Origin of the sequence: Cellulomonas chitinilytica (assembly GCF_016862675.1) — a bacterium.
Taxonomy (GTDB): domain Bacteria; phylum Actinomycetota; class Actinomycetes; order Actinomycetales; family Cellulomonadaceae; genus Cellulomonas; species Cellulomonas chitinilytica.
This window is the reverse complement of sequence record NZ_BONK01000021.1, coordinates 37,414-60,152: the sequence shown is the minus strand read 5'-3', so window position 1 is coordinate 60,152 and position 22,739 is coordinate 37,414. Positions and strand designations below refer to the sequence as shown.

General features: G+C 73.7%; 24 protein-coding genes and 1 pseudogene. 13 read left to right on the top strand and 12 right to left on the bottom strand.

Going from position 1 to position 22,739, the window contains the following annotated elements; genetic code table 11:
- From Cch01nite_RS21790 to Cch01nite_RS21775, 4 genes are read right to left on the bottom strand one after another with little or no spacing between them, the layout of a single operon-like run.
- Positions 1-1,425: an MATE family efflux transporter gene (locus tag Cch01nite_RS21790; protein ID WP_239071208.1), complete on the bottom strand. Its 1,425-nt coding sequence runs from the start codon at positions 1,423-1,425 to the stop codon at positions 1-3.
- Entirely contained in the window at positions 1,422-2,408 is a 987-nt protein-coding gene (locus tag Cch01nite_RS21785; protein ID WP_203758618.1) for a phosphotransferase family protein, read from the bottom strand. The genes Cch01nite_RS21790 and Cch01nite_RS21785 overlap by 4 nt, the downstream gene beginning before the upstream one ends.
- A 50-nt stretch (positions 2,409-2,458) precedes the next feature.
- Positions 2,459-3,028, bottom strand: a complete 570-nt coding sequence (locus tag Cch01nite_RS21780) for a TetR/AcrR family transcriptional regulator (RefSeq protein WP_203758617.1) — start codon at positions 3,026-3,028, stop codon at positions 2,459-2,461.
- A 1-nt stretch (position 3,029) separates the two neighbouring features.
- On the bottom strand, positions 3,030-3,623 hold the full coding sequence (locus tag Cch01nite_RS21775; protein ID WP_203758616.1) for a sugar O-acetyltransferase: 594 nt from the start codon (positions 3,621-3,623) through the stop codon (positions 3,030-3,032).
- A 193-nt stretch (positions 3,624-3,816) separates the two neighbouring features.
- Here Cch01nite_RS21775 and Cch01nite_RS21770 point away from each other — a divergent pair, with 193 nt between their 5' ends.
- Positions 3,817-5,043, top strand: a complete 1,227-nt coding sequence (locus Cch01nite_RS21770) for a hypothetical protein (protein WP_203758615.1) — start codon at positions 3,817-3,819, stop codon at positions 5,041-5,043.
- On the opposite strand, the gene Cch01nite_RS21765 is transcribed toward Cch01nite_RS21770, so the two are convergent.
- Positions 4,976-5,740 carry a DUF4386 family protein gene (locus tag Cch01nite_RS21765; protein WP_203758614.1) on the bottom strand — a complete coding sequence of 255 codons (765 nt, stop codon included), beginning with the start codon at positions 5,738-5,740 and terminating at the stop codon, positions 4,976-4,978. The genes Cch01nite_RS21770 and Cch01nite_RS21765 overlap by 68 nt on opposite strands.
- Positions 5,741-5,849: 109 nt before the next feature.
- Between Cch01nite_RS21765 and Cch01nite_RS21760 the strand changes: the two genes are divergently transcribed.
- A complete protein-coding gene (locus Cch01nite_RS21760; protein ID WP_203758613.1) occupies positions 5,850-6,551 on the top strand; it encodes a TetR/AcrR family transcriptional regulator in 702 nt (233 codons plus the stop codon).
- Between the two features lie 9 nt (positions 6,552-6,560).
- Positions 6,561-7,277 carry a tyrosine-protein phosphatase gene (locus Cch01nite_RS21755; RefSeq protein ID WP_203758612.1) on the top strand — a complete coding sequence of 239 codons (717 nt, stop codon included), beginning with the start codon at positions 6,561-6,563 and terminating at the stop codon, positions 7,275-7,277.
- Between the two features lie 113 nt (positions 7,278-7,390).
- Here Cch01nite_RS21755 and Cch01nite_RS23075 read toward each other — a convergent pair.
- Positions 7,391-7,929: pseudogene (locus Cch01nite_RS23075) on the bottom strand (family 16 glycosylhydrolase).
- A gap of 724 nt (positions 7,930-8,653) precedes the next feature.
- Here Cch01nite_RS23075 and Cch01nite_RS21745 point away from each other — a divergent pair.
- Positions 8,654-9,961: a carbohydrate-binding protein gene (locus Cch01nite_RS21745; RefSeq protein WP_203758610.1), complete on the top strand. Its 1,308-nt coding sequence runs from the start codon at positions 8,654-8,656 to the stop codon at positions 9,959-9,961.
- A gap of 67 nt (positions 9,962-10,028) precedes the next feature.
- Here the strand turns inward: Cch01nite_RS21745 and Cch01nite_RS21740 are convergent, their stop codons facing one another.
- On the bottom strand, positions 10,029-10,949 hold the full coding sequence (locus Cch01nite_RS21740) for a helix-turn-helix transcriptional regulator (RefSeq protein WP_203758609.1): 921 nt from the start codon (positions 10,947-10,949) through the stop codon (positions 10,029-10,031).
- Between the two features lie 89 nt (positions 10,950-11,038).
- Positions 11,039-11,296 carry a hypothetical protein gene (locus Cch01nite_RS21735; RefSeq protein WP_203758608.1) on the bottom strand — a complete coding sequence of 86 codons (258 nt, stop codon included), beginning with the start codon at positions 11,294-11,296 and terminating at the stop codon, positions 11,039-11,041.
- Between the two features lie 101 nt (positions 11,297-11,397).
- Here Cch01nite_RS21735 and Cch01nite_RS21730 point away from each other — a divergent pair, with 101 nt between their 5' ends.
- From Cch01nite_RS21730 to Cch01nite_RS21710, 5 genes are read left to right on the top strand one after another with little or no spacing between them, the layout of a single operon-like run.
- Positions 11,398-12,030 (top strand): TetR/AcrR family transcriptional regulator C-terminal domain-containing protein, encoded by a 633-nt coding sequence (locus tag Cch01nite_RS21730; RefSeq protein ID WP_203758607.1) that lies wholly within the window; start codon positions 11,398-11,400, stop codon positions 12,028-12,030.
- A 46-nt stretch (positions 12,031-12,076) separates the two neighbouring features.
- Positions 12,077-12,973: an aldo/keto reductase gene (locus Cch01nite_RS21725; protein WP_203758606.1), complete on the top strand. Its 897-nt coding sequence runs from the start codon at positions 12,077-12,079 to the stop codon at positions 12,971-12,973.
- Between the two features lie 31 nt (positions 12,974-13,004).
- Positions 13,005-13,370, top strand: a complete 366-nt coding sequence (locus tag Cch01nite_RS21720; RefSeq protein ID WP_203758605.1) for a DUF2255 family protein — start codon at positions 13,005-13,007, stop codon at positions 13,368-13,370.
- Between the two features lie 39 nt (positions 13,371-13,409).
- On the top strand, positions 13,410-13,988 hold the full coding sequence (locus Cch01nite_RS21715) for a winged helix-turn-helix domain-containing protein (RefSeq protein WP_203758604.1): 579 nt from the start codon (positions 13,410-13,412) through the stop codon (positions 13,986-13,988).
- Entirely contained in the window at positions 13,985-14,776 is a 792-nt protein-coding gene (locus Cch01nite_RS21710; protein WP_203758603.1) for an SRPBCC family protein, read from the top strand. Before Cch01nite_RS21715 ends, Cch01nite_RS21710 begins: the two co-directional genes overlap by 4 nt.
- A 16-nt stretch (positions 14,777-14,792) precedes the next feature.
- Here Cch01nite_RS21710 and Cch01nite_RS21705 read toward each other — a convergent pair whose 3' ends face one another.
- Positions 14,793-16,844: a cellulose binding domain-containing protein gene (locus Cch01nite_RS21705; protein WP_203758602.1), complete on the bottom strand. Its 2,052-nt coding sequence runs from the start codon at positions 16,842-16,844 to the stop codon at positions 14,793-14,795.
- A gap of 235 nt (positions 16,845-17,079) precedes the next feature.
- Between Cch01nite_RS21705 and Cch01nite_RS21700 the strand changes: the two genes are divergently transcribed.
- Complete coding sequence (locus tag Cch01nite_RS21700; RefSeq protein WP_203758601.1) at positions 17,080-17,460, top strand: YciI family protein; 381 nt, start codon at positions 17,080-17,082, stop codon at positions 17,458-17,460.
- Here Cch01nite_RS21700 and Cch01nite_RS21695 read toward each other — a convergent pair.
- Both Cch01nite_RS21695 and Cch01nite_RS21690 read right to left on the bottom strand, forming a co-directional pair.
- On the bottom strand, positions 17,457-17,843 hold the full coding sequence (locus tag Cch01nite_RS21695) for a RidA family protein (protein ID WP_203758600.1): 387 nt from the start codon (positions 17,841-17,843) through the stop codon (positions 17,457-17,459). The genes Cch01nite_RS21700 and Cch01nite_RS21695 overlap by 4 nt on opposite strands.
- Before the next feature lie 142 nt (positions 17,844-17,985).
- Positions 17,986-19,875: an MSCRAMM family protein gene (locus tag Cch01nite_RS21690; RefSeq protein WP_203758599.1), complete on the bottom strand. Its 1,890-nt coding sequence runs from the start codon at positions 19,873-19,875 to the stop codon at positions 17,986-17,988.
- A 301-nt stretch (positions 19,876-20,176) separates the two neighbouring features.
- Between Cch01nite_RS21690 and Cch01nite_RS21685 the strand changes: the two genes are divergently transcribed.
- The 3 genes from Cch01nite_RS21685 (at position 20,177) to Cch01nite_RS21675 (ending at position 22,105) form a co-directional block, all read left to right on the top strand.
- Positions 20,177-20,611, top strand: a complete 435-nt coding sequence (locus Cch01nite_RS21685; RefSeq protein ID WP_203758598.1) for a VOC family protein — start codon at positions 20,177-20,179, stop codon at positions 20,609-20,611.
- Positions 20,612-20,616: 5 nt separating this feature from the next.
- On the top strand, positions 20,617-21,258 hold the full coding sequence (locus tag Cch01nite_RS21680; protein ID WP_203758597.1) for a winged helix-turn-helix transcriptional regulator: 642 nt from the start codon (positions 20,617-20,619) through the stop codon (positions 21,256-21,258).
- 67 nt (positions 21,259-21,325) lie between these two features.
- Positions 21,326-22,105: a class I SAM-dependent methyltransferase gene (locus Cch01nite_RS21675; protein ID WP_203758596.1), complete on the top strand. Its 780-nt coding sequence runs from the start codon at positions 21,326-21,328 to the stop codon at positions 22,103-22,105.
- 31 nt (positions 22,106-22,136) lie between these two features.
- On the opposite strand, the gene Cch01nite_RS21670 is transcribed toward Cch01nite_RS21675, so the two are convergent.
- Positions 22,137-22,676, bottom strand: coding sequence for an MOSC domain-containing protein (locus Cch01nite_RS21670; RefSeq protein WP_203758595.1), 540 nt, complete (start codon positions 22,674-22,676; stop codon positions 22,137-22,139).
- Between the last annotated feature and the right edge of the window lie 63 nt (positions 22,677-22,739).

Below are 22,739 nucleotides of genomic sequence, written 5' to 3'. Positions count from 1 at the left end.
TCACGGCTCGTCAGCGCTCGGAGGTCGGCGTGGCGGCGCGGCGGCGCGGCGGCGGACGTGCCTCAGGACGGCCGCGGAGGCGACCGCGGCGAGGACGTCTCCGGCGGCGAGCGCGACCCATATCCCGGTGGTGCCGGCGGTGTGCCCGAGGACCAGGACGAGCGGGACCTTGAGGGCGACCAGGGTCCCGATCGACAGCAGGTACGACGGGCGCGGCCGCCCGAGGGCCTGGAAGTAGGCCGAGACCAGCGGCGTGACCCCGGCGGCTGCGACGCCGACGGCGACGACCCGCAGCGCGTCGACGGCGGTGGCGTACACGGCGGGCTCGTCGACGAACACGCCCGTGAGAGGGCCGGCCAGCAGCCCGACGGCGGTGGCGGCGAGCACGCCGTACGTGAGGGTCGCGCGCAGCGACAGGGTGCGGGTGCGCTCGACGCGGTCGAGCAGCCGGCGTCCCGCGTTGTAGCCGACGATCGGCTGCATGCCCTGGCTGATGCCGAGCTGGGGCATGGCGACGAACGTCTGGATGCGGGCGCAGATCGCGAACGCGGCCAGCGCGCTCGCACCGCCGACGGCGGCGAGGGTGGTGTTGACGACGACGGCGAGCAGGGTGGCGCCGAACCCGGCGAGGAACGACGGGGCGCCGATGCCCAGCACGGTGCCGATCGTGCGTGCGTGCGGGCGCAGGTCGCGTGCCGCGACGCGGTAGGGGCGCCGGCGCTGGACGAAGAAGAACCACACGCTCATCGCGGCCGAGACGGCCTGCCCGCCGACGGTCCCGAGGGCCGCGCCGCGCACGCCCAGGCCGAGCCCGAAGATCAGCAGCGGGTCCAGGGTGATCTGCACCAGGACGGGGACGACCCACAGCATCGTCGAGAACCGCATCCGCCCCTCGGCGCGCACGAGGGCGGAGAACCCGGTGGAGACGATCGCGCCGGCCAGGATGACCACCGCGTAGTTGCGGGAGTACCCGAGGGTCGCACCCTCGGCCCCGAGCAGCCGCAGCAGCGGTTCGAGCGCGACCAGGCCGACGACCGTCGTCGTGAGCGCCGCGGCCCAGAAGACGGCGAACGCGTTGCCGGCCGTGCGTCCGGCGGCCGCGGTGTCGCCGGCTCCGAGGCTGCGGGAGACGACGGACGCGGCGCCGACGCCGAGCGCGGTGGAGACCGCGCCCAGCGCCAGCAGCAGCGGGGCGACGAGGTTGACCGCGGCCATCGCGGTCGGTCCGACGCCGCGGGCCACGAACCAGGCGTTCGTGAGCGCGTAGATCCCGTAGACGCCGACCGACAGGGTGGTCTGCGAGCAGGCGTGCCACAGCAGCCGCCCGACCGGGCGGGTGCCCAGGGCGGTCGTGCGGGCGTCGACCTCGGTCGTCCCGGCGGTGGTCCCTGCGGTGGACACGGCGGTGGACACGGCCGTGGTCACGGCTGCGAGAGCAGGCGCATGATCTCGTCGAGCTGGGGGCGCGCCCAGTCGTACTGATGGGTGTCGGTGTGCCCGCGGTAGACGGTCTCGATGACCATGATCAGCATCAGGTGCAGGCAGTACAGGCGCCGGCGCAGCCGCTCGTCCTCCGTGAGGTCCGTCCAGCCATAGCCGTGCATGAACGCGGCGGGGTCGCCGAACGCGGACAGCTGGGAGGCGGTGAACCCGGCCTCCATCAGCGGGTCGCCGTACAGGGCGCGCTCGTGGTCGATGATGCAGGCGATCTCGCCGTCGCGGACCATCACGTTCGAGTCCCACAGGTCCCACTCGACGAACCGCGGCTCGGTGACCTCGTCCAGCACGTGGGCGTGCCGGGCCAGGACGTCGCGGACGACGTCGTAGTCCCAGCCGATGTCGACGTGGCGGCGTTCCCCGTCGCGCAGCACGTCCTCGACGATGCCCGTGAACACGACGCGCCACGACGGGTCGCCCGGCCCGGCCAGCGGCCCGAACCACGGGCCGACGATCGAGTTCAGCTCCCGGTTCGCGGCGCCGAGCGCCTCCTGGTAGGCGACGAGCTGCTCGGGGGCGAGGGTGTCCTTGATGATGCCGAGGTTCTCGGCGTCGACGAACGGCATGACGAACCAGTCGGCGTCGACGAGCTCGTGGCTGGTGTCGGCGTGGTCGACGTGCGGGACGGGGACGGCCGTCTGCTCGGCGATCATCGCGAGCGACGCCAGCTCGATGCGCATCGCCCCGTGCTCGTAGGTCATCACGGGCACGTCGGCGGGCGGCGCGATCTTCAGCACGACGTCGCGGCCGTCGCGCAGCGTGATCCGGTAGGCGACGTTGAACCAGCCGTGCCCCATCTCGTCGACCCAGTCCCCGTCGGCGTCGAGGGGGACCTGGTCAGGGCCGTAGGCGCGCTCGACGATGGCCTGCAGGGTGGTGCGGGACTGACGGTTCTTGGTGATGCTCTCCACGCTGGTGCTCCGTGCGGTCGGTCCGGCCCTCGGCCGGTGCTGGGGGAAGGTCAGGTCGTGACGCGGGTGACCAGGTCGACCGCGCGGCGGACCTCGTCGGGCTCGTGCGGTTCGGTGTCGAGGGCGCGGTGGATGGTGAGCCCCTCGATCAGCGCGTCCAGGACGCGCGCGGTCGTCGGGTCGAAGTGCCGTTCGAGGGCGTGCCGGCTGCGGGCCATCCACGCGTGGGTCAGGCGCCGGTAGCCGGGGTCGCGCGCGGCCAGGGTGTACAGCTCGTGGGTGAGGACGAGCTCGTGCGGGTCGACGAGCACCTCGGTCCCGATCAGGTCGACGACGGCCCGCCGCGCCTCGTCGACCGTGGTGGCGCGCGCCATGGACTCCTCGAACCGGTCGCTGACCTGGTGCGCGAACCGCTCGAACGCCTCGCGCAGCAGCTCGTCGGTGTCGGTGAAGTGGTACGTCATGGAGCCGAGCGGCACGCCGGCCGCGGCGGCGATGCGACGGTTGGACGCGCCGGCCACCCCGACCTCGCCGATGACCTGCAGGCAGGCGTCGATGATCCGGTCGCGGCGGTCGGGGTCGAACCGCCGGCGTGTCCGGCCGGCCGCGTCGTCGTCCACGTCAGTCCTGCTCGGTGATGTCGCGCACGACCCGGGCGGGGTTGCCGACGGCGACGACGTTCGCGGGGAGGTCCTTCGTGACGACGGCACCGGCGCCGACCACGGTGTTGTCGCCGATCGTGACGCCCGGGCACACGATGACGCCGCCGCCCAGCCACACGTTGTCGCCGAGGGTGATCGGCCGGGCCGCCTCGAGCTTGTCCTTGCGGGGCTGCGGGGCGATCGGGTGCGTCGGCGTGAGCAGCTGGACGTTCGGGCCGATCTGGCAGTCCTCGCCGATCGTGATGGTCGCGACGTCGAGCGCGGTGAGGTTGTAGTTGACGAACGTGCGCGCCCCGATGTGGATGTTCTCGCCGTAGTCGACGAACAGCGGCGGCTTGACGTACGCCCCCTCCCCCAGCGAGCCGAGCAGGGCGGTCAGGTGCTCGCGGGCGTCCGGCTCCGCCGCGACCTCGGCGCGGTAGTAGGCGTCGGTCAGGCGGAACGCCTCGCGCGCGATGCGGCCGCTGTCCGGGTCGTCGGCGATGTAGAGGTCACCGGCGAGCATCCGCTCGCGGTGGGTCCGGGGGTCGTCGGCGAAGTAGTCGGTCGGCATGGGGCGAGCGTAGACCCGATGCGTACGGACGTACATAGAATGCTTACAGACCTGTAAGTGATTCACCCCGTCCCGACGCCGGGGGTGTCCCGTCCGCCGTTCGTGTGAATGCCCCGGCCGAGCACAACCCGCAGTACCGCTCGTACGTCTGAGCCCGCGAAGATGTCCCGGCGACGGACGAGAGGCCGCACCCATGGGCGACGAACGACTGGCACGGCCGAGCACGCTGCTCGGTGAGCACGACACCGAGCGGGCCGAGGTCGCGGCCCGCCGCCGCCGGCGCACGGCGGTGCTGACCGCCGGGTCCGTCGCGCTCGTGGCGGTGCTGGCGCTCTCGGCGACGGCGGCCGTGCTGCACCGTCCGGCTCCGGCACCGCCGGCGGGACCGCCGTCGTCGGTCGCGCCCACCCCGTCCGCGACCCCCAGCGCGGACCCCACGCCCGTCCTCGCCACGAAGGCCGACGCCTCGGAGCCCGACGCGCGGGTCATGACCGACGAGACCTGGGACGAGGTGGGGCCGGGCTGGGCGCTGACGCTGTTCTCGACGATGAGCGTCGTCGTCTCCGAGGACGACAACTACGGCCACTTCGACCCGGCCGGCGTCCAGGCGCTCTTCCTCGTGGCGCCGGACGCCACGACGTACCGGCTGCTCACCCTGCCGGCCGACACCGACGCCGAGGCCCAGGTCATGTGGTGGGACCCCGAGCGGCGCAAGGCGTGGCTGTTCCTCCAGGGACTCGGCGAGTCGTGGGGGCAGCTCGAGGTCGACCTGGTCACCGGGAGCCAGACCCCGCTCACCTTCGGGCCGTCCGACGTGCGCCAGGACCCCGCGCCGGTCAGGCAGATGCCCGACGGCCGCGTCCTGTGGGCCGACAACGACCCGCTCTTCTCCGCCTCGGTCGGGGGCCTCTACTGGCAGGCGACCGACGGCGCCTTCACGACGATCGTCGGCCCAGGGGTCATCGAGGGCGACGTCTGGCTGGACCCGTCGACGCCACGTGCCGCCTACCTGGCCCCGGACGCGGCCGGCGACTACTCGCTCGTCTCGTACGACCTCACGAAGGGTTCGACGGGCACGCGCCCGCTCGGCGCCCCGTCGGTCGACCGTCACCGGTGCAGCGTCGCGGACGTCGAGGCCCCCTCGGTGTTCGTGACCTGCACGACGTACGACGCGATCGGCCTGCACCAGTACGAGGTGACCGCGGCGGGCGAGTGGCGGGAGGCGACCGAGGACCACACCTCACCGTCGACGATCCAGTGGATGCTCGGGTGCGGGACACCGGACGTGCTGTGGAGCACGAACGGGCGCGAGCTGTCCGGTGCGCTGGCGGCGCAGGGCTGGCGCGACGCCCTCATTCTCCCGACGACGCCGGGAGGACCTCTCCCCGTGCCGAACCGCGGGGGCGCCTGCGGGGAGTGACCCCGGTGGACAGCAGCACGACGCCGAGCACGAGCAGCCCGAGGTACCAGACGGAGTAGACGGACGACCCGATCGCGGTCAGCGCGTCGTCGTCGAACCACCCGGCCGGGACGAGCGTGACGGTCCATGCGACGGCGACGACGGCGAGGGACCGGCGCAGCCAGGCGGGCGCGACGTCGGCCGCGCGCCAGGCGAGCACGGCGATCCCGACGGCCCAGACGCCCTGCAGCAGCCAGCCGAGGTGCTCGCCGAGCGCCCCGCCGGCGTAGGCGTTGAGCAGGTCGTAGCTCGCGGCGGTCGCCTCGCGTGCGGTGCCGGTGGCGGACGGGTCGAGGTAGCGCTCGGCGAGGGCGGGGACGACGAGCGGCCAGCGCACCCACCCGAGGCACTGCACCAGCGGGGCGAGGACGCCGAACGCGGTGACGGTCAGGAGGGCGGTGTCGGTGCCGCGGCTGCGTGCGAGCAGCCGGTGCAGCGCGATCACGCCGGGGATCAGCACGAGGCTCGCGGCCATCTGCAGCACGAAGAGCGTCTGCACGGTGCCGGCGATCTCCGCGAACGCGGGCAGCGCCTCGGTGGCGGGGGCGTCGAGGATGTCCGGCCAGCCGAACTTCACGCTCAGGCCGACGCTGGCGACCGCGGCGATCGTGCCGGAGGCGATGAGCGAGAGGGCGGCGGTGCGGCGGTCGCTGGACATGGCGGCTCCTGTCGTCGGAATGCGAGAACGCTGTTCTCGTTTGCGGGATCAGTGTTCTCCGCGCGTCGGCCGGCTGTCAAGAACAGTGTTCTCGTTTAGAGTGCACGACGTGCCAGGAACACCCCGCGAGCAGCGGCGACAGGAGATGACCGAGGCGATCCTGCGGTCCGCGCGCGCGCAGCTGGAGAGCGCGGGCGTCGAGGGCGTGACCCTGCGGGAGGTCGCGCGGGACATCGGGATCGCCGTCTCGGCGCTCTACCGCTACGTCGACAACCGCGACGACCTGATCACCGCGCTGCTCGTCGAGGCCTTCACCGACCACGCCGACGCGGTCGACGCCGCCGTGGACGCCGCCGACCCCGACGACCTGCCCGGCGCGATCACGGCCGCCCTGCGCGCCTACCGGACGTGGTCGGTGCAGCACCCCGCGCAGTTCGGCCTCGCGTTCGGCGCGCCCGTGCCCGGATACCGCGCGCCCGCGGACCGCACGATCGCCGTCGCCGTCCGCCCCGGCAGCCGCGTGATGGGCCTGTACGCCCGCGCCCACGCCGCCGGTCTCGTCGACCCGGACGTCCTGGAGCGCCGCGCCGCGCGGCTCGACGACGGGACCTCCGCCGGCTTCGAGGCCCTCGCGCAACGGCAGTCGTACGCCCTGCCCGTCCCGGCGGTCGCGCTCGCCGTCGACGCCTTCGTCCGCGTGCACGGGTTCACCGTCATGGAGGTGTTCGGCCAGCTCCGCCCGCTCGTCAGCCCGGCCGACGCGTACTTCGAGTCCCTCCTGACGGACACCCTCACGACCCTGGGGCTCTAGGGTCGCCGGGTGCGATCACTGACGTGGGACGGCTACCGCGACGTGCGCGACCTCGGCGGCCTCCCGACGCCCCTGTCGCCCACCGGCGCGACGCACGCCGGCCGGGTCGCCCGCGGGCCGCGGCGCGAGCTGCTCACCGCCGACGGCCGTGCGGACGCCGTCCGCTGGGGCGTCCGGACCGTCGTCGACCTGCGCAACGCCCACGAGCACGGACCCCGACCGGGCGACCCGGACGCCGCGAGCGAGCCGTGGGTCGGCGTGACGGTCGTCCATGCCCCCACCGAGGACCCGACGCACGCGGGGTTCATGGAGACGTGCGGACCGATCCTCGACTCGCCCGCCTACTGGGTGCACAACGCCCGCCTCCTGCCCGAGCACATGAACGCGACCCTCACCGCCGTCGCGACGGCCGAGCCCGGGGTCCTGGTCCACTGCAGCGCCGGCCGCGACCGCACCGGGATGGTCGCCGCGCTCCTGCTCGCCCAGGCGGGCGTCCCGCCCGAGCACGTCGCCGCCGACTGGGCGCAGTCCGTGCGGGCCGTCGCCGGACGCGGCGGCCACGCCGACGACCGCCAGTCGTTCTGGGACGACGCGCAGGTCGAGGCCTTCCTCGCGGAGGCCGTCCCGGTGGTGGAGGAGACCGTCGCGGACGTGAGCGGCGTGCTGGACGTCATCGGGCTGGACGAGCGCGCCCGTGCACGCCTGCGCGACCTGCTCGTCGGCTGACCTCGCCCTCGTCGTCCCGGCCTGCGCGGCTCGGCGCCCGGCGGGACGTCGTCGTCCCGCCGGGCGCCCGCACGACGACGGCCACTCCCCGGCCCTCGTCGCGCGCGGGCCGGTCAGTACCTCGTGTACTTGACCCAGTCGTAGGTCGCGGTGCGCTGCCCGGAGTAGGTGAACGGCCCGAGCCACCCGTCGACGCCGGTCCCGGGCCAGAGGTTCATCATGATGCGCTGCGGGTGGGTGGGCAGCGGCCCGCGCGAGCCGTTCTCCTGGTGCACGAGGGCGCCGTCGACGAACCAGTTGATGGTGCCGCCGTTCCACCACTCGATGGCGTAGTTGTGGTACCCGGCGGCGCGTCGAAGCCCAGGTTGATGACGGTCTCGTGGCCGCCGACCCCGTTGGTGAAGTAGTTGAGCTGCACCTGCCGGGTGTTCTTGCCGAGGATCTCGACGTCGATCTCGTCCCAGGGCTGGCCGTCGCTCGGTCCGGTGTACGTGAAGAACGAGCTGACGGTCCCGGACCCGCCGGACGCGGCCTTCATGCGGGTCTCGAAGCGCCCGTACGTGTAGAGGTCGGTGGAGCGGTACTCGCCGGACGCATACGGCTTGCCGGAGCAGCCGCCCGGGCAGCCGGCGTTGTCGAGGTTGATCCCCATGACGCCCCCGCTGTGCCACACGTGGTCGGCGCGCCAGCCGGCGTTGAACATCCCGCCGTTGCTGTACCCGTCGGCCTTGTACCAGCGGGCGGTGTCGAAGCCGTCGAGGTCGTCGGTGAAGCCGCCGCCGATGGCGGCCTCGGCGGGTGGTGCGAGCGCCGGTGCGACCGCGAGGCCACCCAGGAGCGCCGCGACCAGGGCCAGGCGGCGGAGCGGGGTGGAGCGGTGGTGATGCGTCGTCGTTGATCGCATGCGTACCTCCATTGGTACTGGTGCTGCGTGTGACCCCTCGGCCCAGGGCCTCGCGTCGCCGTCCCCGTCCGAAGGGGACGGCTCGCCGAGCTCGATCAGCTCGCGACGCGTCGTCGGGTCACGGCGGATGGACAAACTGGAAATAGCTGGGATGTACTGGTAGCGCTTCCAGTTCCACCATCGTGACGCTCGGCGAGCTCATGCGTCAAGGGACCGGGACGAGGCAGTCACGCACCATCGACAGCCTCGTCACGCTCGGCTAGACTCGGCGGAAGCATTTTGTTAGGACTCTTTTCAATCACACCGCTCCGCGCGGTGCGTTCGCCACCACCCGTCCGATCCGGTCGTCCGCCCTGATGACCGAGCCGCGCCACCGCAACACCGCCGTCGCCGTGACCGCGCGCTGCACCCGTCCTCGTGACGCCCGGGTGCGGCTCTCCCGTGCACTCCCCCAGCCCACGGAGGGTCCCCTATGACTCGCTTCACCCATCCCCGCCGGGTCGTCGCCGCCGCTGTCGCGGTCGCCGTCACGTCCGGCCTCCTCGTCGCCGGCGGCCTGTCCGCGGCGAACGCCGCCGACACCTGCGCCCCGAGGTCCCGCCCCACGGGCAAGGTCCTGCAGGGCTACTGGGAGAGCTGGGACAACTCCAGCGTCCACCCGGGCCTCGGCTACATCCCCCTCGACGACGCCCGGCAGGCCCAGCACGGCTACAACGTGCTGATGGCCGCGTTCCCGGTGATCCTCCCCGACGGCACGGTCCAGTGGGCGGACGGCATGGACGCGGGCGTCGACGTCCCGACACCCGCGCAGGTCTGCGCCGCGAAGGCCCAGGGCCAGACGGTGCTGCTGTCGATCGGCGGCGCGAACGCGAGCATCGACCTGTCGTCGTCCGCGGTCGCCGACCGGTTCGTCGCCACGATCGTCCCGATCCTCAAGGCGAACAACTTCGACGGCATCGACATCGACATCGAGGCCGGGCTCACCGGCTCCGGCAGCATCGGCACCCTGTCGACGTCGCAGGCCAACCTCGTGCGGATCATCGACGGGATCCTCGCCCAGATGCCGTCCGGGTTCGGCCTGACGATGGCCCCCGAGACCGCTTACGTGACCGGCGGCTCCGTGGTCTACGGGTCGATCTGGGGCTCGTACCTGCCGATCATCAAGAAGTACGTCGACAACGGCCGCCTCTGGTGGCTCAACATGCAGTACTACAACGGCTCGATGTACGACTGCACGGGCGGTTCCTACGCGGCGGGCACCGTGCAGGGCTTCGTCGCGCAGACCAAGTGCCTCGACGCCGGTCTCACGGTCCAGGGCACCACGATCCGGGTGCCGTACGACAAGCAGGTCCCCGGCCTCCCGGCCCAGCCCGGCGCGGGCGGCGGGTACATGACGCCGGCGCTCGTGACGCAGGCGTGGCAGCAGCTCGGCGGCGCGCCCAAGGGGCTCATGACGTGGTCGATCAACTGGGACGGCTCGAAGGGCTGGACCTTCGGCGACAACGCCAAGTCGCTGCTCGGCACGACGTTCCCGTCGCCGACCCCGACACCCACGCCCACGACGACCCCGACGCCCACCCCGACCCCGACCACCAGCCCGACCCCGACCCCGACGCCCACCCCGAGCCCCACGACGGGCGCAGCCTGGGAGCCGTACAAGGCGTACGCGGTCGGCGCCGTCGTCACCTACTCCGGCAAGAAGTACACCTGCCGCCAGGCGCACACCTCGCTGCCGGGCTGGGAGCCGCCGAACGTCCTGGCCCTGTGGCTCCCGTCCTGACCTGAGCGCCCCGGTCGTCGGGCACCGGGCTCCTCGCGCACGTGCGAGGGCCCGGTGCCCGACGGCGTCAGCGGGTCTCCCGGCCGACCTCCGATGCCGCCGTCGCGGGCGGCTCGCGGAGCGTCGTGGCAGCCCAGGACGCCAGCAGCGCGAGTCCGTCGGCCGACGGGCTCCCCGGGACGGCCGAGTAGACGTTGAGCTGCAGGCCGGCGTCGGCGGGCAGCATCAGGGCCTCGTAGTCGAGCTCGAGGAGCCCGACGGCCGGGTGGTGGAAGACCTTGGTGCCGGAGCGGTGGAAGCGGACGTCGTGGGACGCCCACAGGCGGCGGAAGTCCTCGCTGCGGGTGGACAGCTCGCCGACGAGCCCGGTCAGGCGCGTGTCGTACGGGTTGTGCCCGGCCTCGGCGCGCAGGATCGCGACGGCGTCGTGCGCCATCCGCTCGGCCTTCGCCCCCCAGAACGACCGCGCCGCGTCCGGGTCGAGGAACTGGAAGCGGGCGGTGTTGACCGGCGTGCCCGGGGTGTGGGTCGGCGAGTCGTACAGCGGCGCGTACAGGGCACGGCCGAGCAGGTTGGTGCCGAGGACGTCGAGCCGGCCGTTGCGCACGAACGCGGGCACGTCGAGCGCGTCGACGATGCGCTGCACCGCGGGCCGCAGCACGGGGGCGGGGGCCCGCCGGGCGCGGGTGCGGGCGGCGCCGGAGGCGTTGGCCGAGCGGGCCAGGTCGAACAGGTGCCCGCGTTCGGCCTCGTCGAGCTGCAGCGCCTCGGCGAGGGACTCGAGGACCTGCTCGGAGACGCCGGTGAGGTTCCCGCGCTCCAGGCGTGTGTAGTAGTCGACGCTGACGCCCGCGAGCATCGCGACCTCCTCGCGACGCAGCCCGGGCACGCGCCGGTTGCCGCCGTACGCGGCGAGGTTCGCGCGCTGGGGCGTCAGGCGTCCGCGGCGAGTCGTGAGGAACTCACGGGTCTCGGCTCTCAGGTCCATACGTCGACGGTACGTTCCCGGGTTCGCCGTCGGGAGGTACTGGCATGACCGGGCAGAGGCCCGGCCGACGGGTGCGGGTCGGCCCGTCGTCAGACGTCCTGACGGAACAGCGCGGCGATCCGCCGCTGCCAGGCCACCAGCACGCGCGGCGACCGGGGCGAGTAGTTCGCCGGCCGGCCGTGGGAGCGGTGCGCGGCCTGCGCCGTGCGCCCGTGGTGGGCGCCGCCCTGGTGCCCCGCCCGGTGCCCGCCCTGGTGCCCGGCCGCCTGCGGCGTGTGCGCGGGGACGCCGGGGACCCGGTGGGTCGCGTCGTGCAGGGTGTCGAGGAGCGTGTGCTTGTCGGTCATCGTCGTCCCTCTCGATGTCTCTCTCTCACTGATCGACACGAAATCTATCAGCGATAGAGAGCCATCTCAATCACTGATAGGTTCGCCGTGGAGGTGGCCTGATGGCGTTGGACAAGCAGCAGATCGTCACCGAGGCCATCGCGCTCCTCGACGCCGACGGCCTGGACGGCGTGACGCTCCGCAAGCTCGCGGCCCGGCTCGGCGTGCAGCAGCCCACGCTCTACTGGTACCTCCCGAACAAGGCCGCCCTGCTCACCGCGATCGCCGACGCCATCCTCGAGCAGCAGTTCCCCGAGATGGCGCCGCCCGGTCCGCAGGAGCACTGGGACGAGTGGCTGACCGGCCTGGCCGAGCGGCTGCGCCGGGCGCTGCTGGCCCACCCGGACGGCGCGCGGCTCATCTCGACCTCGCAGCTCTCCCTGCGGATGGCCGCCATCTCCGAGCTGGCGATCAGCACCCTGGCCGCCCGCGACGTCCCGCTGCGGCAGGCCCGCCTGATCGTCCTCACCGTGGAGCACTTCACCGTGGGCCACGTGCTCGAGGAGCAGACCGGCCGCCCCGCCGCGGACTCCGCGCAGGACTTCGACCTCGAGGCGTTCACGCAGGCCCATCCCACGGTCGTCGCCGGGATCGCCGAGTACTTCCAGCACGGCCGCACGCCCGACGACCTGTTCCGCGACTGCCTGGGCGTGATCATCCGGGGCGCGGCGACGACCGCGCAGCGACCGGGGTAACAGCAGACCCTCCCTGCCGCGCCCCGACGTTCCTACCGTGGACGGCATGTCGACGATCCCCACCCTCACCCTGAACAACGGCGTGACCCTGCCGGCCCTCGGGTTCGGCGTGTTCCAGACCCCTCCCGACGAGACGGTCGCCGCGGTCCGCACGGCCCTGGACACCGGCTACCGGCACATCGACACCGCCGCCGCGTACGGCAACGAGCGCGAGGTCGGGCGGGCGATCCACGAGTCCGGCGTCGCGCGGGACGACGTGTTCGTCGAGACCAAGGTCTGGGTCTCCGACTACGGGTACGAGTCCACCCTGCACGCCTTCGACAAGTCGGCCGGCAAGCTCGGCCTCGAGCAGCTCGACCTGCTGATCCTGCACCAGCCCGCGCCGGACCGGTTCGACGCGACCGTCGCCGCGTACCGGGCGCTGGAGAAGCTGCTCGCCGACGGCGCCGTCCGCGCGATCGGCGTCAGCAACTTCATGCCGCACCACCTGGAGGCGCTGCTGGACACGGTCTCCGTGGTGCCCGCGGTCAACCAGGTCGAGCTGCACCCGTACTTCACGCAGCCCGACGTCCAGGCCGCCGACGCCCGCCACGGCGTCCTCACCCAGGCGTGGTCCCCGATCGGCGGGATCACGTTCTACCCCGGGTGGGGCGACGAGAACCGGCGCAGCACCCTGAGCGACCCGACCGTCGCCTCGATCGCGACCGCCCACGGCCGGACCCCGGCACAGGTCATGCTGCGCTGGCACCTGCAGCAGGGCCGGTCCGCGATCCCCAAGTCCGTCACCCCGTCCCGGATCGCCGAGAACCTCGACGTGGTCGGCTTCGAGCTGACGCCCGAGGAGCTCGCGGCCGTCGACGCGCTCGACACCGGCGTGCGCGGCGGACCCGACCCCGACGTGCCGCGCCCGGACTTCTTCGACCGCGCCATCCCCGAGGCGTGAGCGCCCCGGCGGGGACCCGAGGAGGCACCCCATGACCGACTGGGACCCGGCCGACCTGGCCGCGATCGACCACGCCGGTGAGCTCCGGCTCGCCGCGCACCGCCCGGACGGGACGCTGCGGCCCGCGACGGTCGTCTGGCACGTCGCCGTCGACGGCGGGCTGTTCGTCCGGTCCGTGCGCGGCGACGACGGCGCCTGGTACCGGGCCGTGCGACGCACCGGCACCGGCACCGTCGACGCCGGCGGGGTGCACGCCGACGTCACCTTCACCCGCGACGACGCGCACGATCCCGCCGTCGACCGCGCGTACCGCGCCAAGTACGGCGACGGCTCCCCCGTCCTCTCGATCACGGCCCCGGCCGCGACCTCGACCACGCTGCGGGTCGACCCACGCTGACCCCTTGACAAGATTTGTTGTCAATGCCACGGTGGCGTCATGCAGGACGTCGAGGTCATCGAGAGCCCGGAAGCGGCCGCGGCCGCCCTGGACCCGGTCCGGGCCCGGCTGCTCGGCGAGCTGGCCGTCCCGGCCTCCGCCGCGGCGCTCGCCGCCCGGGTCGGCATCGCCCGGCAGAAGGTCAACTACTACCTCAAGTCCCTCGAGGCGCACGGCCTCGTGGAGCTGTCCGAGGAGCGGCGGCACGGCGGACTGACCGAGCGGGTGCTGCAGGCGTCGGCTGCGGCGTACGTCGTCTCACCGGCGGCCGTCAGCGCGTCCGCGGCCGACCCGCACGCCAACGCCGACCACCTGTCGGCGGGCTACCTCGTCGCGCTCGCCGGCCGGGTCGTCCGCGAGGTCGGCACCCTGGCCCGCCGGGCCGGCACGTCCGGCGGTCGCGTGCCGACGCTGACGGTCGACACGCAGATCGGCTTCCGCTCGGCCGCCGACAGGGCCGCCTTCGCGGACGACCTCACCGCCGCGGTGCTCGACCTGGCCGCGCGCTACCACCACGACGACGGGCAGCCGTACCGGCTCGTCGTCGCCGCGCACCCCGTTCCCGAGGAGGAGTCATGAGCACGATCACGGACGTCCCGTACCGCCTGGAGTTCAGCGTCGAGGTCCCCGGCACCCCCGAGCAGGTCTGGCAGGCCATCGCCACCGCGACGGGCATGAGCGCCTGGTTCGGGCCGACCGAGCTGGAGGAGCGCGAGGGCGGCGCCCTGCACTTCACCATGGGCCCCGACATGGGCTCCGACGGCCGCGTCACCCGCTGGGACCCGCCGCGCGCGATCGCGTACGAGGAGGACTGGGCCCACCTCATGGGCGTGGAGCCCGACGCCCTCAGCCCGCTGACGTCGGAGTTCGTCGTCGAGGCACGGTCCGGCGGCACCTGCGTCGTCCGCGTCACGAGCAGCGGCTTCGGGACCGGCGCCGCCTGGGAGCAGCCGTGGTGGGACACCCTGGGCCCGAACTGGATGCCGTTCTTCGACAACCTGCGCCTCTACCTGGCGCACTTCCCGGGCCAGCAGGCCACCCAGCTGGAGGCAGCCACCACCCGCCCCGGCGACGCGACGACCTTCTGGTCGGCCCTGCACGACGCCCTCGGGCTGGGCGACGAGGGCACGGCCGTCGAGGTCCGTGGCGCGACCGGCACGGTCGAGCGCGTCGGCGCACGCAACGCGCTCGTGCGGCTCACCGCACCCGTGCCCGGGATGCTCATGGCCTTCGCGTACGACGTCGGCGAGGGCCAGGCCAACGCGGGCGTGCGGGCGTACCTGTTCTCCCCCGACGCGGCGGACTACGTGCGTCGTGAGGAACCGGCCTGGCAGGCGTGGCTCGAGGACCTGTCCGTCCCGGCGTGAGCGCGCACCGGCCGCGTCACGTCGTGGTGCAGACCGTCCCGTTCAGGGTGAAGACGCCCGGCAGCACGTTCGGCCCCGCGTAGTTGCCGACGTAGCCGATGTTGACCGTCGCACCGGGAGCGATCGACGCGTTCCAGTCGACGTTCGTCGCGGTCACGTCCGCACCGTCCGCCGCCCAGGTCGCGTTCCAGCCGCTGCCGAAGCTCAGCCAGGAGCGCGGGAACGTGAAGCCGAGCGTCCAGCCGTCCACCGCGTCGGTGCCGGGGTTCGTCACGTCGAGGCTGCCGACGTACCCGTTGCCCCAGTCCCCGCCCTTCGTCAGGTGCACGCTGCACGTGCTCGACGCCGGGGTGCCGGTGACGAAGGCCGCGGGCGGGGAGGACCAGGACTCGCTGCCGGACCGGTCGCGGGCGACGACCGTGACCGTGTACCGGGTGCCAAGCGCCAGGCCCGTCAGGTCGGCGCTGGTCGTCGTCGTCCGCGCGGCCCGCGTCGAGCCGGTGGCGCCCTGCAGGTACACGTCGTACCCGGCCGCGTGCGGGACGGCAGGCCACGTCACCGTGGCGCGGGAGTCGGTCACGGCGCCGACGGTCGGCGTGCCCGGCGCGGCCACGAGGGCCGGCCGGGACGTCGGGTCGAGCAGGAGCGACGTGAGCGAGTAGGCGGGCAGCGTCTGGCTGGTCGCCGTCCCGGTGTGCACGGTGGTGATCGCGGCGGCGCCGTTCAGGAACGCCCGGACCGCCGGCCGGCCCGGCGCCGGGGCGAAGCCGGAGTAGGCGATCGAGACGGTGCGGGCGTTGTCCGGGTCCTTGTTCAGCAGCAGCACCGACAGCTTCCCGTCGGGGCGGCGCACGGCGTGCCCGGTGACGAGCGGGTCGCCCGTCGTGACCCGGACGAGCTGGTCGCCCGGGTCGGCGAGCCGGTCGAGCATCTGCAGCCCCCGGTACGGCGCGAACGGCGTGTTCAGCGGCGGCTCGCACGTGGTGCCGTCCTGCGAGCAGGTGCCGCTGGAGAACAGGCCCCAGTCGTTGAAGTCCGTCTGACCGGCCACCGTGCTCACCGTGCCCATGCCGTTGCGGACGTTCCACCAGTCGACGTTGACCACCCCCGCACCCCACAGCGAGGCGTAGGCGTCGGCGGCGAAGATCGCGCCGGGCTGCGTCGTGTACGACGCCCCCGCGTTGACCTCCGTCATCGCGATCTGGATCCTGTCCGCCCGCGGTCCGGCGAACCGCGTGAGCTGCGCGCGCGTCAGCTCGGTGATGTCGGTGGCCTGCTGCGGCGCGGCCAGCGTCTGCGCGACGCTCCCGCCGGGGTACCAGTGCAGGATGACGAAGTCGACGGACGGCCCGGCGATCGACAGCACGGTCTCGTTCCAGGTGGCGCTGTCACCGTCCGCGACGATCCCGTCCGGCCAGTTCCCGGGGGTCGTCAGGACGGCGCCGACCTTGATGCTCGGGTCGACCGCCTTCATCGCCCGGGCGTACTCGACGACACCGTTCGCGTACGCCGTCGGCGACAGGTCCTCGTGGTCGTCGGCCTCCCACGCGCTGCCGTAGTGGCCGTTGCCGTAGTTCTCGTTGCCGATCTCCCAGTACTTCACGCCGTAGCGCTTCGTCCTGTTCGCGTACGCGACCCAGTCGGCCGCCTCCTGCGCGGTGCCCGTGCCGTAGTTGGCGATGACGATCGGCTTCGCGCCGGCCGCCTTCAGCGACGCCATGTACGTGTCGAAGTCGGTGTTCGGTGCCACGTAGCCACCCGGTGCCGTGTGGTCCTTCCAGTGGTAGATGTCCGCGTACGAGCCGCCCGGGTAGCGCACCATCTTCACGCCCGGCTCCTTGAGCAGCGCGGACGTCGCGGCGCTGCCGAGCTCGGTGTCCCAGATCGCGTCGTTGACGCCCAGGCCCGTCTCGGGGACCGTCGCCAGCCCGGCCCGGACGTCGACCGTGACCGGGACCGGGGCCGCGGGGTCGGCCGCGGCGGCGGGGAGCGCGCTCGCGGTCAGCCCGGCCGCCCCGAGGGCGGCCGCGGTGAGGACGGCGAGTCGGCGGTGCGGTCCAGCAGGCAAGGGTCCCCCTCGGGCGCCGGGCACGTCGGTGTGCGCGTGGAGGGTATTGCGGGGCACGTGGTGGCCGCGCTGGTCGAAACGCTTCGCAGCCGAGCATCCGGCGTCCGCCCTCGGGCTCGCGCTCGGGATCGGGGCTCCGGGAGACGACTTCTGCCCTAGCGTCGGATCCGGGGCGGGTCGTTCGTAGCACACGTGAGGGCGGCCGCAGGAGGCCGCCGGACAGGGAGCGATGACGATGACGCAGTACCTGATCTCGTTCGACGACGGCGCGATGGACCACATCCCCGACGGGGACTGGGACGACGTCGGCACGGCGTCGCACGAGGTGGTCCGGGAGGCCGTGGACGCCGGTGTGTGGGTGTACGGCGGCGGGCTGCAGAGGCAGCGCGCGAGCGTCGTGGGGACCGACGGGACGGTCACCGACGGGCCTTACCCGGAGACGAAGGAGGTCATCGGCGGGTTCTCGGTCGTCGAGGTGGCCTCGCGCGAGGAGGCGCTGGTCTGGGCCGCCAAGCTCGCCGCCGCCTGCCGGTGCGCGCAGGAGGTCCGGGAGCTCATGCCGGACGACGAGACCGACGAGCTGCTCCGCCGGGCGGCGTCCGTGACCGGCGGCTAGCGGTCGATCGCGGCGACGGCCTCCACCTCGACCCTGGCGCCGAGCGGGAGGCCGGCGACCGCGACGGTCGTCCGCGCCGGGAACGGCTCCGTGAAGACGTCGGCGTACGCCTGGTTCATCGCCGCGAAGTCGTCCATCGACGTGAGGTACACGTTCACCTTCACGACGTCGTCGAGGCCGCCGCCCGCGGCCCGCAGGACCGCGTCGAGGTTGTCGAGCGCGCGGCGCGTCTGCACGGCGACGTCCCCGTCGACGAGGCGGCCGGTCGTGGGGTCGATCGGTGTCTGGCCGGAGAGGAACAGCAGGCCGCCCGCGGTCGCGGCGTGCGAGTAGGGGCCGACCGCTGCCGGGGCGGAGGGGGCGGTCACGGTGGTCCGGGTCATGTGCCCATGCTGTCAGCGCGGGTCCCCGGGCGTCCTTCGCCTGCGCAGCCTCGGCCCGGCCACGTCGACGGACCAGCATCGCCGTCCGCCGAGACGACCTCCCGACCACACGGTCGGGAGGTCGCCCGCGGGAGGTGCCGCGCTACGCCGACCGGCGCCGCAGCACCAGGAGCCCGGCGCCCAGGAGCACCGCCGCGAGGGCGGCGCCGGCGACCCACGCGCCGCCGAACCCGGTGGTGGCGAGCACGCCGGAGCGCTGTGCCGGACGGGCGGACGTCGAGGCGGAGGACGCGGCGGCGGTGGCGGGAGACGGCGCTGCGGCCGCACCCGGCGCGGCGGCCGACGGACCTGCGGGCACCGAGCCGGAGGGGCCGGTGGCCGCGGTGACCGTCACGTCGGCCCACCCCGTGAGGAACCCGCCGGGCGTCGTCACGGCGACGCGGTACGCACCGGCCACGACGCCCGCGGGGATGGTGAACCGGAGCGTCCCGTCGGCGCCGACCTGCCCGTAGCCGAGGCCCTGGAACGCCGCACCGGCGGCGGCCAGCCGGGACGCGACGCCCGGGGCCGCGGGGGCGAGCCAGACGTAGCTCGACGCCGGCTGCTCGAGCCCGGCGATGGCCGCCGTGCCACCCGCGGCGACCGGGCCGGCCACGCTGAGCCCGCCGCGGTTGTCCTCGGTGAGCGCCACGTCCGGCTCCGGCGGCACCCCGGCGAAGGCGTCGGAGAGGACGAGCTCGACGTCGTCGATCGCGCCGCCCGGGCGCAGGTCCAGGACGCGGGCGGTCTCGAAGCTCGTGCCGCCGAGCCACCAGTAGCCGTCGCCCGGCATCGGTGCCCGGAGCCGGTACTCGCCGGCGGGGATCGCGCCGGACGTCGCGAAGTCGGGGCCGTCGGCGTTGTCCTGCGCGGGCACCGACGCGACGACGGACCCGTCCGGGGCCAGGAGCTCGACCGAGATCCCGGGCCCGTCCCACCCGGGCTCCGCGACGACCGAGCCCGAGATCGTGCCGCCCGCGCGCAGGACGAGGTCGGCCACCGTGGCCTCCTGCTGCGCGCCGACCGCCGTCCAGACCGCGCCGCGGACGGCGAGCGCGCCGCCGAGGAACTCCTTGACCGCCCAGTCCGAGCCGGACCAGTGGAAGTCGGGCGCGACCTGCACCGTGTAGGACGAGGCGTCCAGGTTGTGGAACGTGTACGTCCCGTCGGCCGCGGTCGTCGCGTACTCGGCCAGGAACGGCCGGTTGCGACCCGTCCACAGGGCGACCCGCAGACCGGCCACGGGCCGGCCGGCCTCGTCGACCACGCGCCCGCCCAGCCGCGACTCCGCGGACAGCGCCACGTCGACGGGCGGCAACGTGCGAGCCGTGCCGTCGAAGAACAGGCTCCCGTACGAGGTGCCGTCGTAGTTCCACCACGCCGGGGCGAGGCCGGAGCCGTCCGGCGGGGTGACCCTCACCGCGTACGAGTCGGGGCGCAGCCAGCGTGCCGTCCACGTGCCGTCGGCCGCCGTGGTGACCGTGGTGGCGGGCGAGGGGTCGCTCGGCGACCGGTAGAACCCGACGGTCGCCCCGGCGACGGGGGCGCCGGCGGAGGTGACGGTGCCGGTGGCGCCGTTGTCGACGAAAGTGACGTCGAGACCGCTGCGGTCCTCGCCCGCGTCGAGCGTCGGGAGCCACGTGAACGCGTGCGTGCCGTACCGCGTCCCGTTCCAGTACAGGGAGTGCGTGTCGCCGTCGGGGCCGGTGAGGACGAACCGCAGCACGTGCGGCCCGGCCACCACGTCCACGACGCTCCACGTGCCGTCGGCCGCGGTGTACACCGCGGGCGGCCCGTCGCCCAGGACCTGCACCCGGACACCTTCGAGCGGTGCGCCCGTGCCGTCCGTGACGCGGCCGGACAGCGATGCCGTGGCCTCCTGGTCGGCGGCGGCGTCCGTCCCGACGGATGCCCGCTCCGCGGGCCCGGCGAGGGCCTGGGCCCCCACGGCTGGCCACAGCAGCGAGGCTGCGACGACCGCCGTCGCGCCCACGCGGACGGTCCGGCGGAGGGAGCCGGGCCGGGACGGCCGGCTACCGGTCAGGAGGGCGCGGGGGTCGAGGGCGCGTCTGGGCACGGGGCCGCCTTTGCGGGTCGAGGGTGGTGCGGTGCCCGGGATGCCGCACGACGCCGGGACCAGCAGTCAGCAGGAAAGGTACAGGTCAGGGCGAACCCGGACAGGCGAACAGGTCACAGATCGGTCACACTCCGCGCCGCCACCCCTTGACGCGGTACTTGTTTTTTGCAAGCGTGGCATCACGTCCACCTGCCCGCACAGTCCGAGGGAGACCGCCATGTCCGCGCTGTTCGTCAACCTGCCGGTGACCGACCTGGAACGCGCGAAGGCGTTCTACACGGCCCTCGGATTCACCATCAACCCGATGTTCACGGACCACAACGCGGCCTGCGTGGTCATCGAGCAGGACCACAGCGCCCTCATGCTGCTCACGCGCGACTACTTCCAGACGTTCACCGACCTCCCGCTCGGCGACCCCGCGGTGAACCCGTCGGTGTCGACCGCGGTCTTCGTCGAGAGCCGCGACGCCGTCGACGCGGCCGCCGCCGCGGGCCTCGCCGCCGGTGGCTCCGAGCCGCGGCCCGCCTCGGACTACGGCTTCATGTACCAGCGCGGGCTCACCGACCCCGACGGGAACATCCTCGAGTTCGGCTGGATGGACCCGGCCGCCGCCGAGCAGGGCCCCGAGGCCTTCGCGAGCCAGCAGGCCTGAGGTCGATGGCCGCACGCGACTACGGGCAGTACTGCGGCGTCACACGGGCCCTCGAGCTCGTGGGCGAGCGCTGGGCGCTGCTCATCGTCCGCGACCTGCTCGTCGGGCCGCGCCGCTACGGCGAGCTCGCCGCCGGGCTCCCCCGCATCCCGAGCAACATCCTGGCCGCACGGCTCAAGGAGCTCCAGGACGCCGGCATCATCCGCCGGGCGCCACGCTCGCGCGTCATCGTCTACGAGCTGACGCCGTACGGACGCGAGCTCGAACCCGTCGTGCTCGCGCTCGGCGCCTGGGGCTTCAAGGCGATGGGCGACCCGCGCGAGGAGCAGATCATCACGCCCGACTCGATGACGATGGCCCTGCGGACGGCCTTCCGGCCGCACGTCGCGCTGCACCTGCCGGCGACCGTCTATGGGGCACGGCTCGGCCCCGCCGACCTGCTCGTCCGGGTCGACGGCCCCACCCTCGACGTGACCCGGGGCGACGGACCCGCCGACCTCGCCTTCGCCGCCGGCCCGGACATCCACCGGCTCATCTCCGGCGAGCTCGCACCCGACCGCGCGATCGCGACCGGCGTGGTCGAGGTGCTGCGGGGTCCGGGCGCGCTCCTCGAGCGCTTCGCGAGCACGTTCCACCTGGCGGCCTGAACAGCGTCGCGCGACGCCCGGTGGACGCACCCGCCGCGGCCGGCGAGGCGCGTGGTTCCCTGTGCGCGTGGCGAACCGTGCACGTCCAGCAGGCGACTTCGACTACGAGCAGCACGGCGGCGGCTACGCCGTCGTCCGGCGGCCGGACCCACGGATCGCGGCCCGGGTGCACGCGGCGCTCGGCGCCAGCCGGACGGTCCTCAACGTCGGTGCCGGGGCGGGGTCCTACGAGCCCGACGACCGGTACGTGCTGGCCGTCGAGCCGTCGGCGGCGATGCGTGCCCAGCGCCCCGCCGGGGCGGCGCCGGCCCTCGACGGGACGGCGGAGCACCTGCCGTTCGACGACGACACCTTCGACGCGACCATGGCGTCCGTGACCGTGCACCAGTGGAGCGACGTCGAGCAGGGCCTGCGCGAGATGCGCCGGGTGAGCCGCGGACCGGTCGTCGTGCTCACCTTCGACGCCGTGGCGCTCCAGGACTTCTGGCTGGCCGAGTACGTTCCCGAGGTCTTCGCCGCCGAGCTGTCCCGGTTCCCGGCGATCGACCGGGTCGTGGGCGCGCTCACGGCGGGCAGCCGCACCGTCCGCGTCGACGTGGTGCCGGTGCCGTGGGACTGCACCGACGGGTTCGGTGAGGCGTTCTACGGCAAGCCCGAGGCCTTCCTCCGCCCGGAGGTCCGCGCCGCGACGTCCGGGCTCGCCATGGCCGACCCGGGCGCGGTGCATCGCGGGCTCGACCGGCTCGCGGACGACCTGGCCGGCGGGGCGTGGGACGCGCGGCACGGGCACCTGCGCACGCAGCCCGAGCGTGCAGGGGCGCTGCGGCTCGTCGTCGCCGAGGGCTGATCAGGCGGGCGTGGAGGGAGCAGCCCGGGCCTCAGACCCTCGTCAGAGGAAGGTGCGGCCCGGGCGGCAGACGGACCTCGATCGTGTCACCGGACTGCACCGTGCCACCGCGGGAGACGATCCCCATGACCCCGGCCAGCCGCTCGACCGAACCGTCCGCGCGCGGCCGGAGCACCTGCTTGAGCAGGCCGGCCTGGTGGTCGTTGATCTGCTGGCACGGGTTCCGCAGGCCGGTCACGGTCACCACGGCGTCGCCGATGGTCAACCGGGTGCCCACCGGCAGGTCCAGCAGCTCCACGCCGCGCGTCGTGATGTTCTCCCCGAGGTCGCCAGGACGCACCGTGTACCCGGCCGTCGCGAGCTGGTCCAAGAGCTCCTCGTGGATGAGGTGGACCTGGCGCAGGTTCGGCGTCGACGGGTCCTGGGCGACGCGCGAACGGTGCTGCACGGTCGTGCCGGCGTGCGCGTCGCCGTCCACGCCGATGCCCTCGATCAGCAGGATCGACCCGGCAGCGGGCTTGCTGAACGCATGCTCGGCGTTGCGGTGGACGGACACGACGGACGCAGGCACCGGGCCATCATCGACCGGTCGGCGTACGTGGCGCCAGAGCGCCGCGACGCGGGCCGCAGGCTC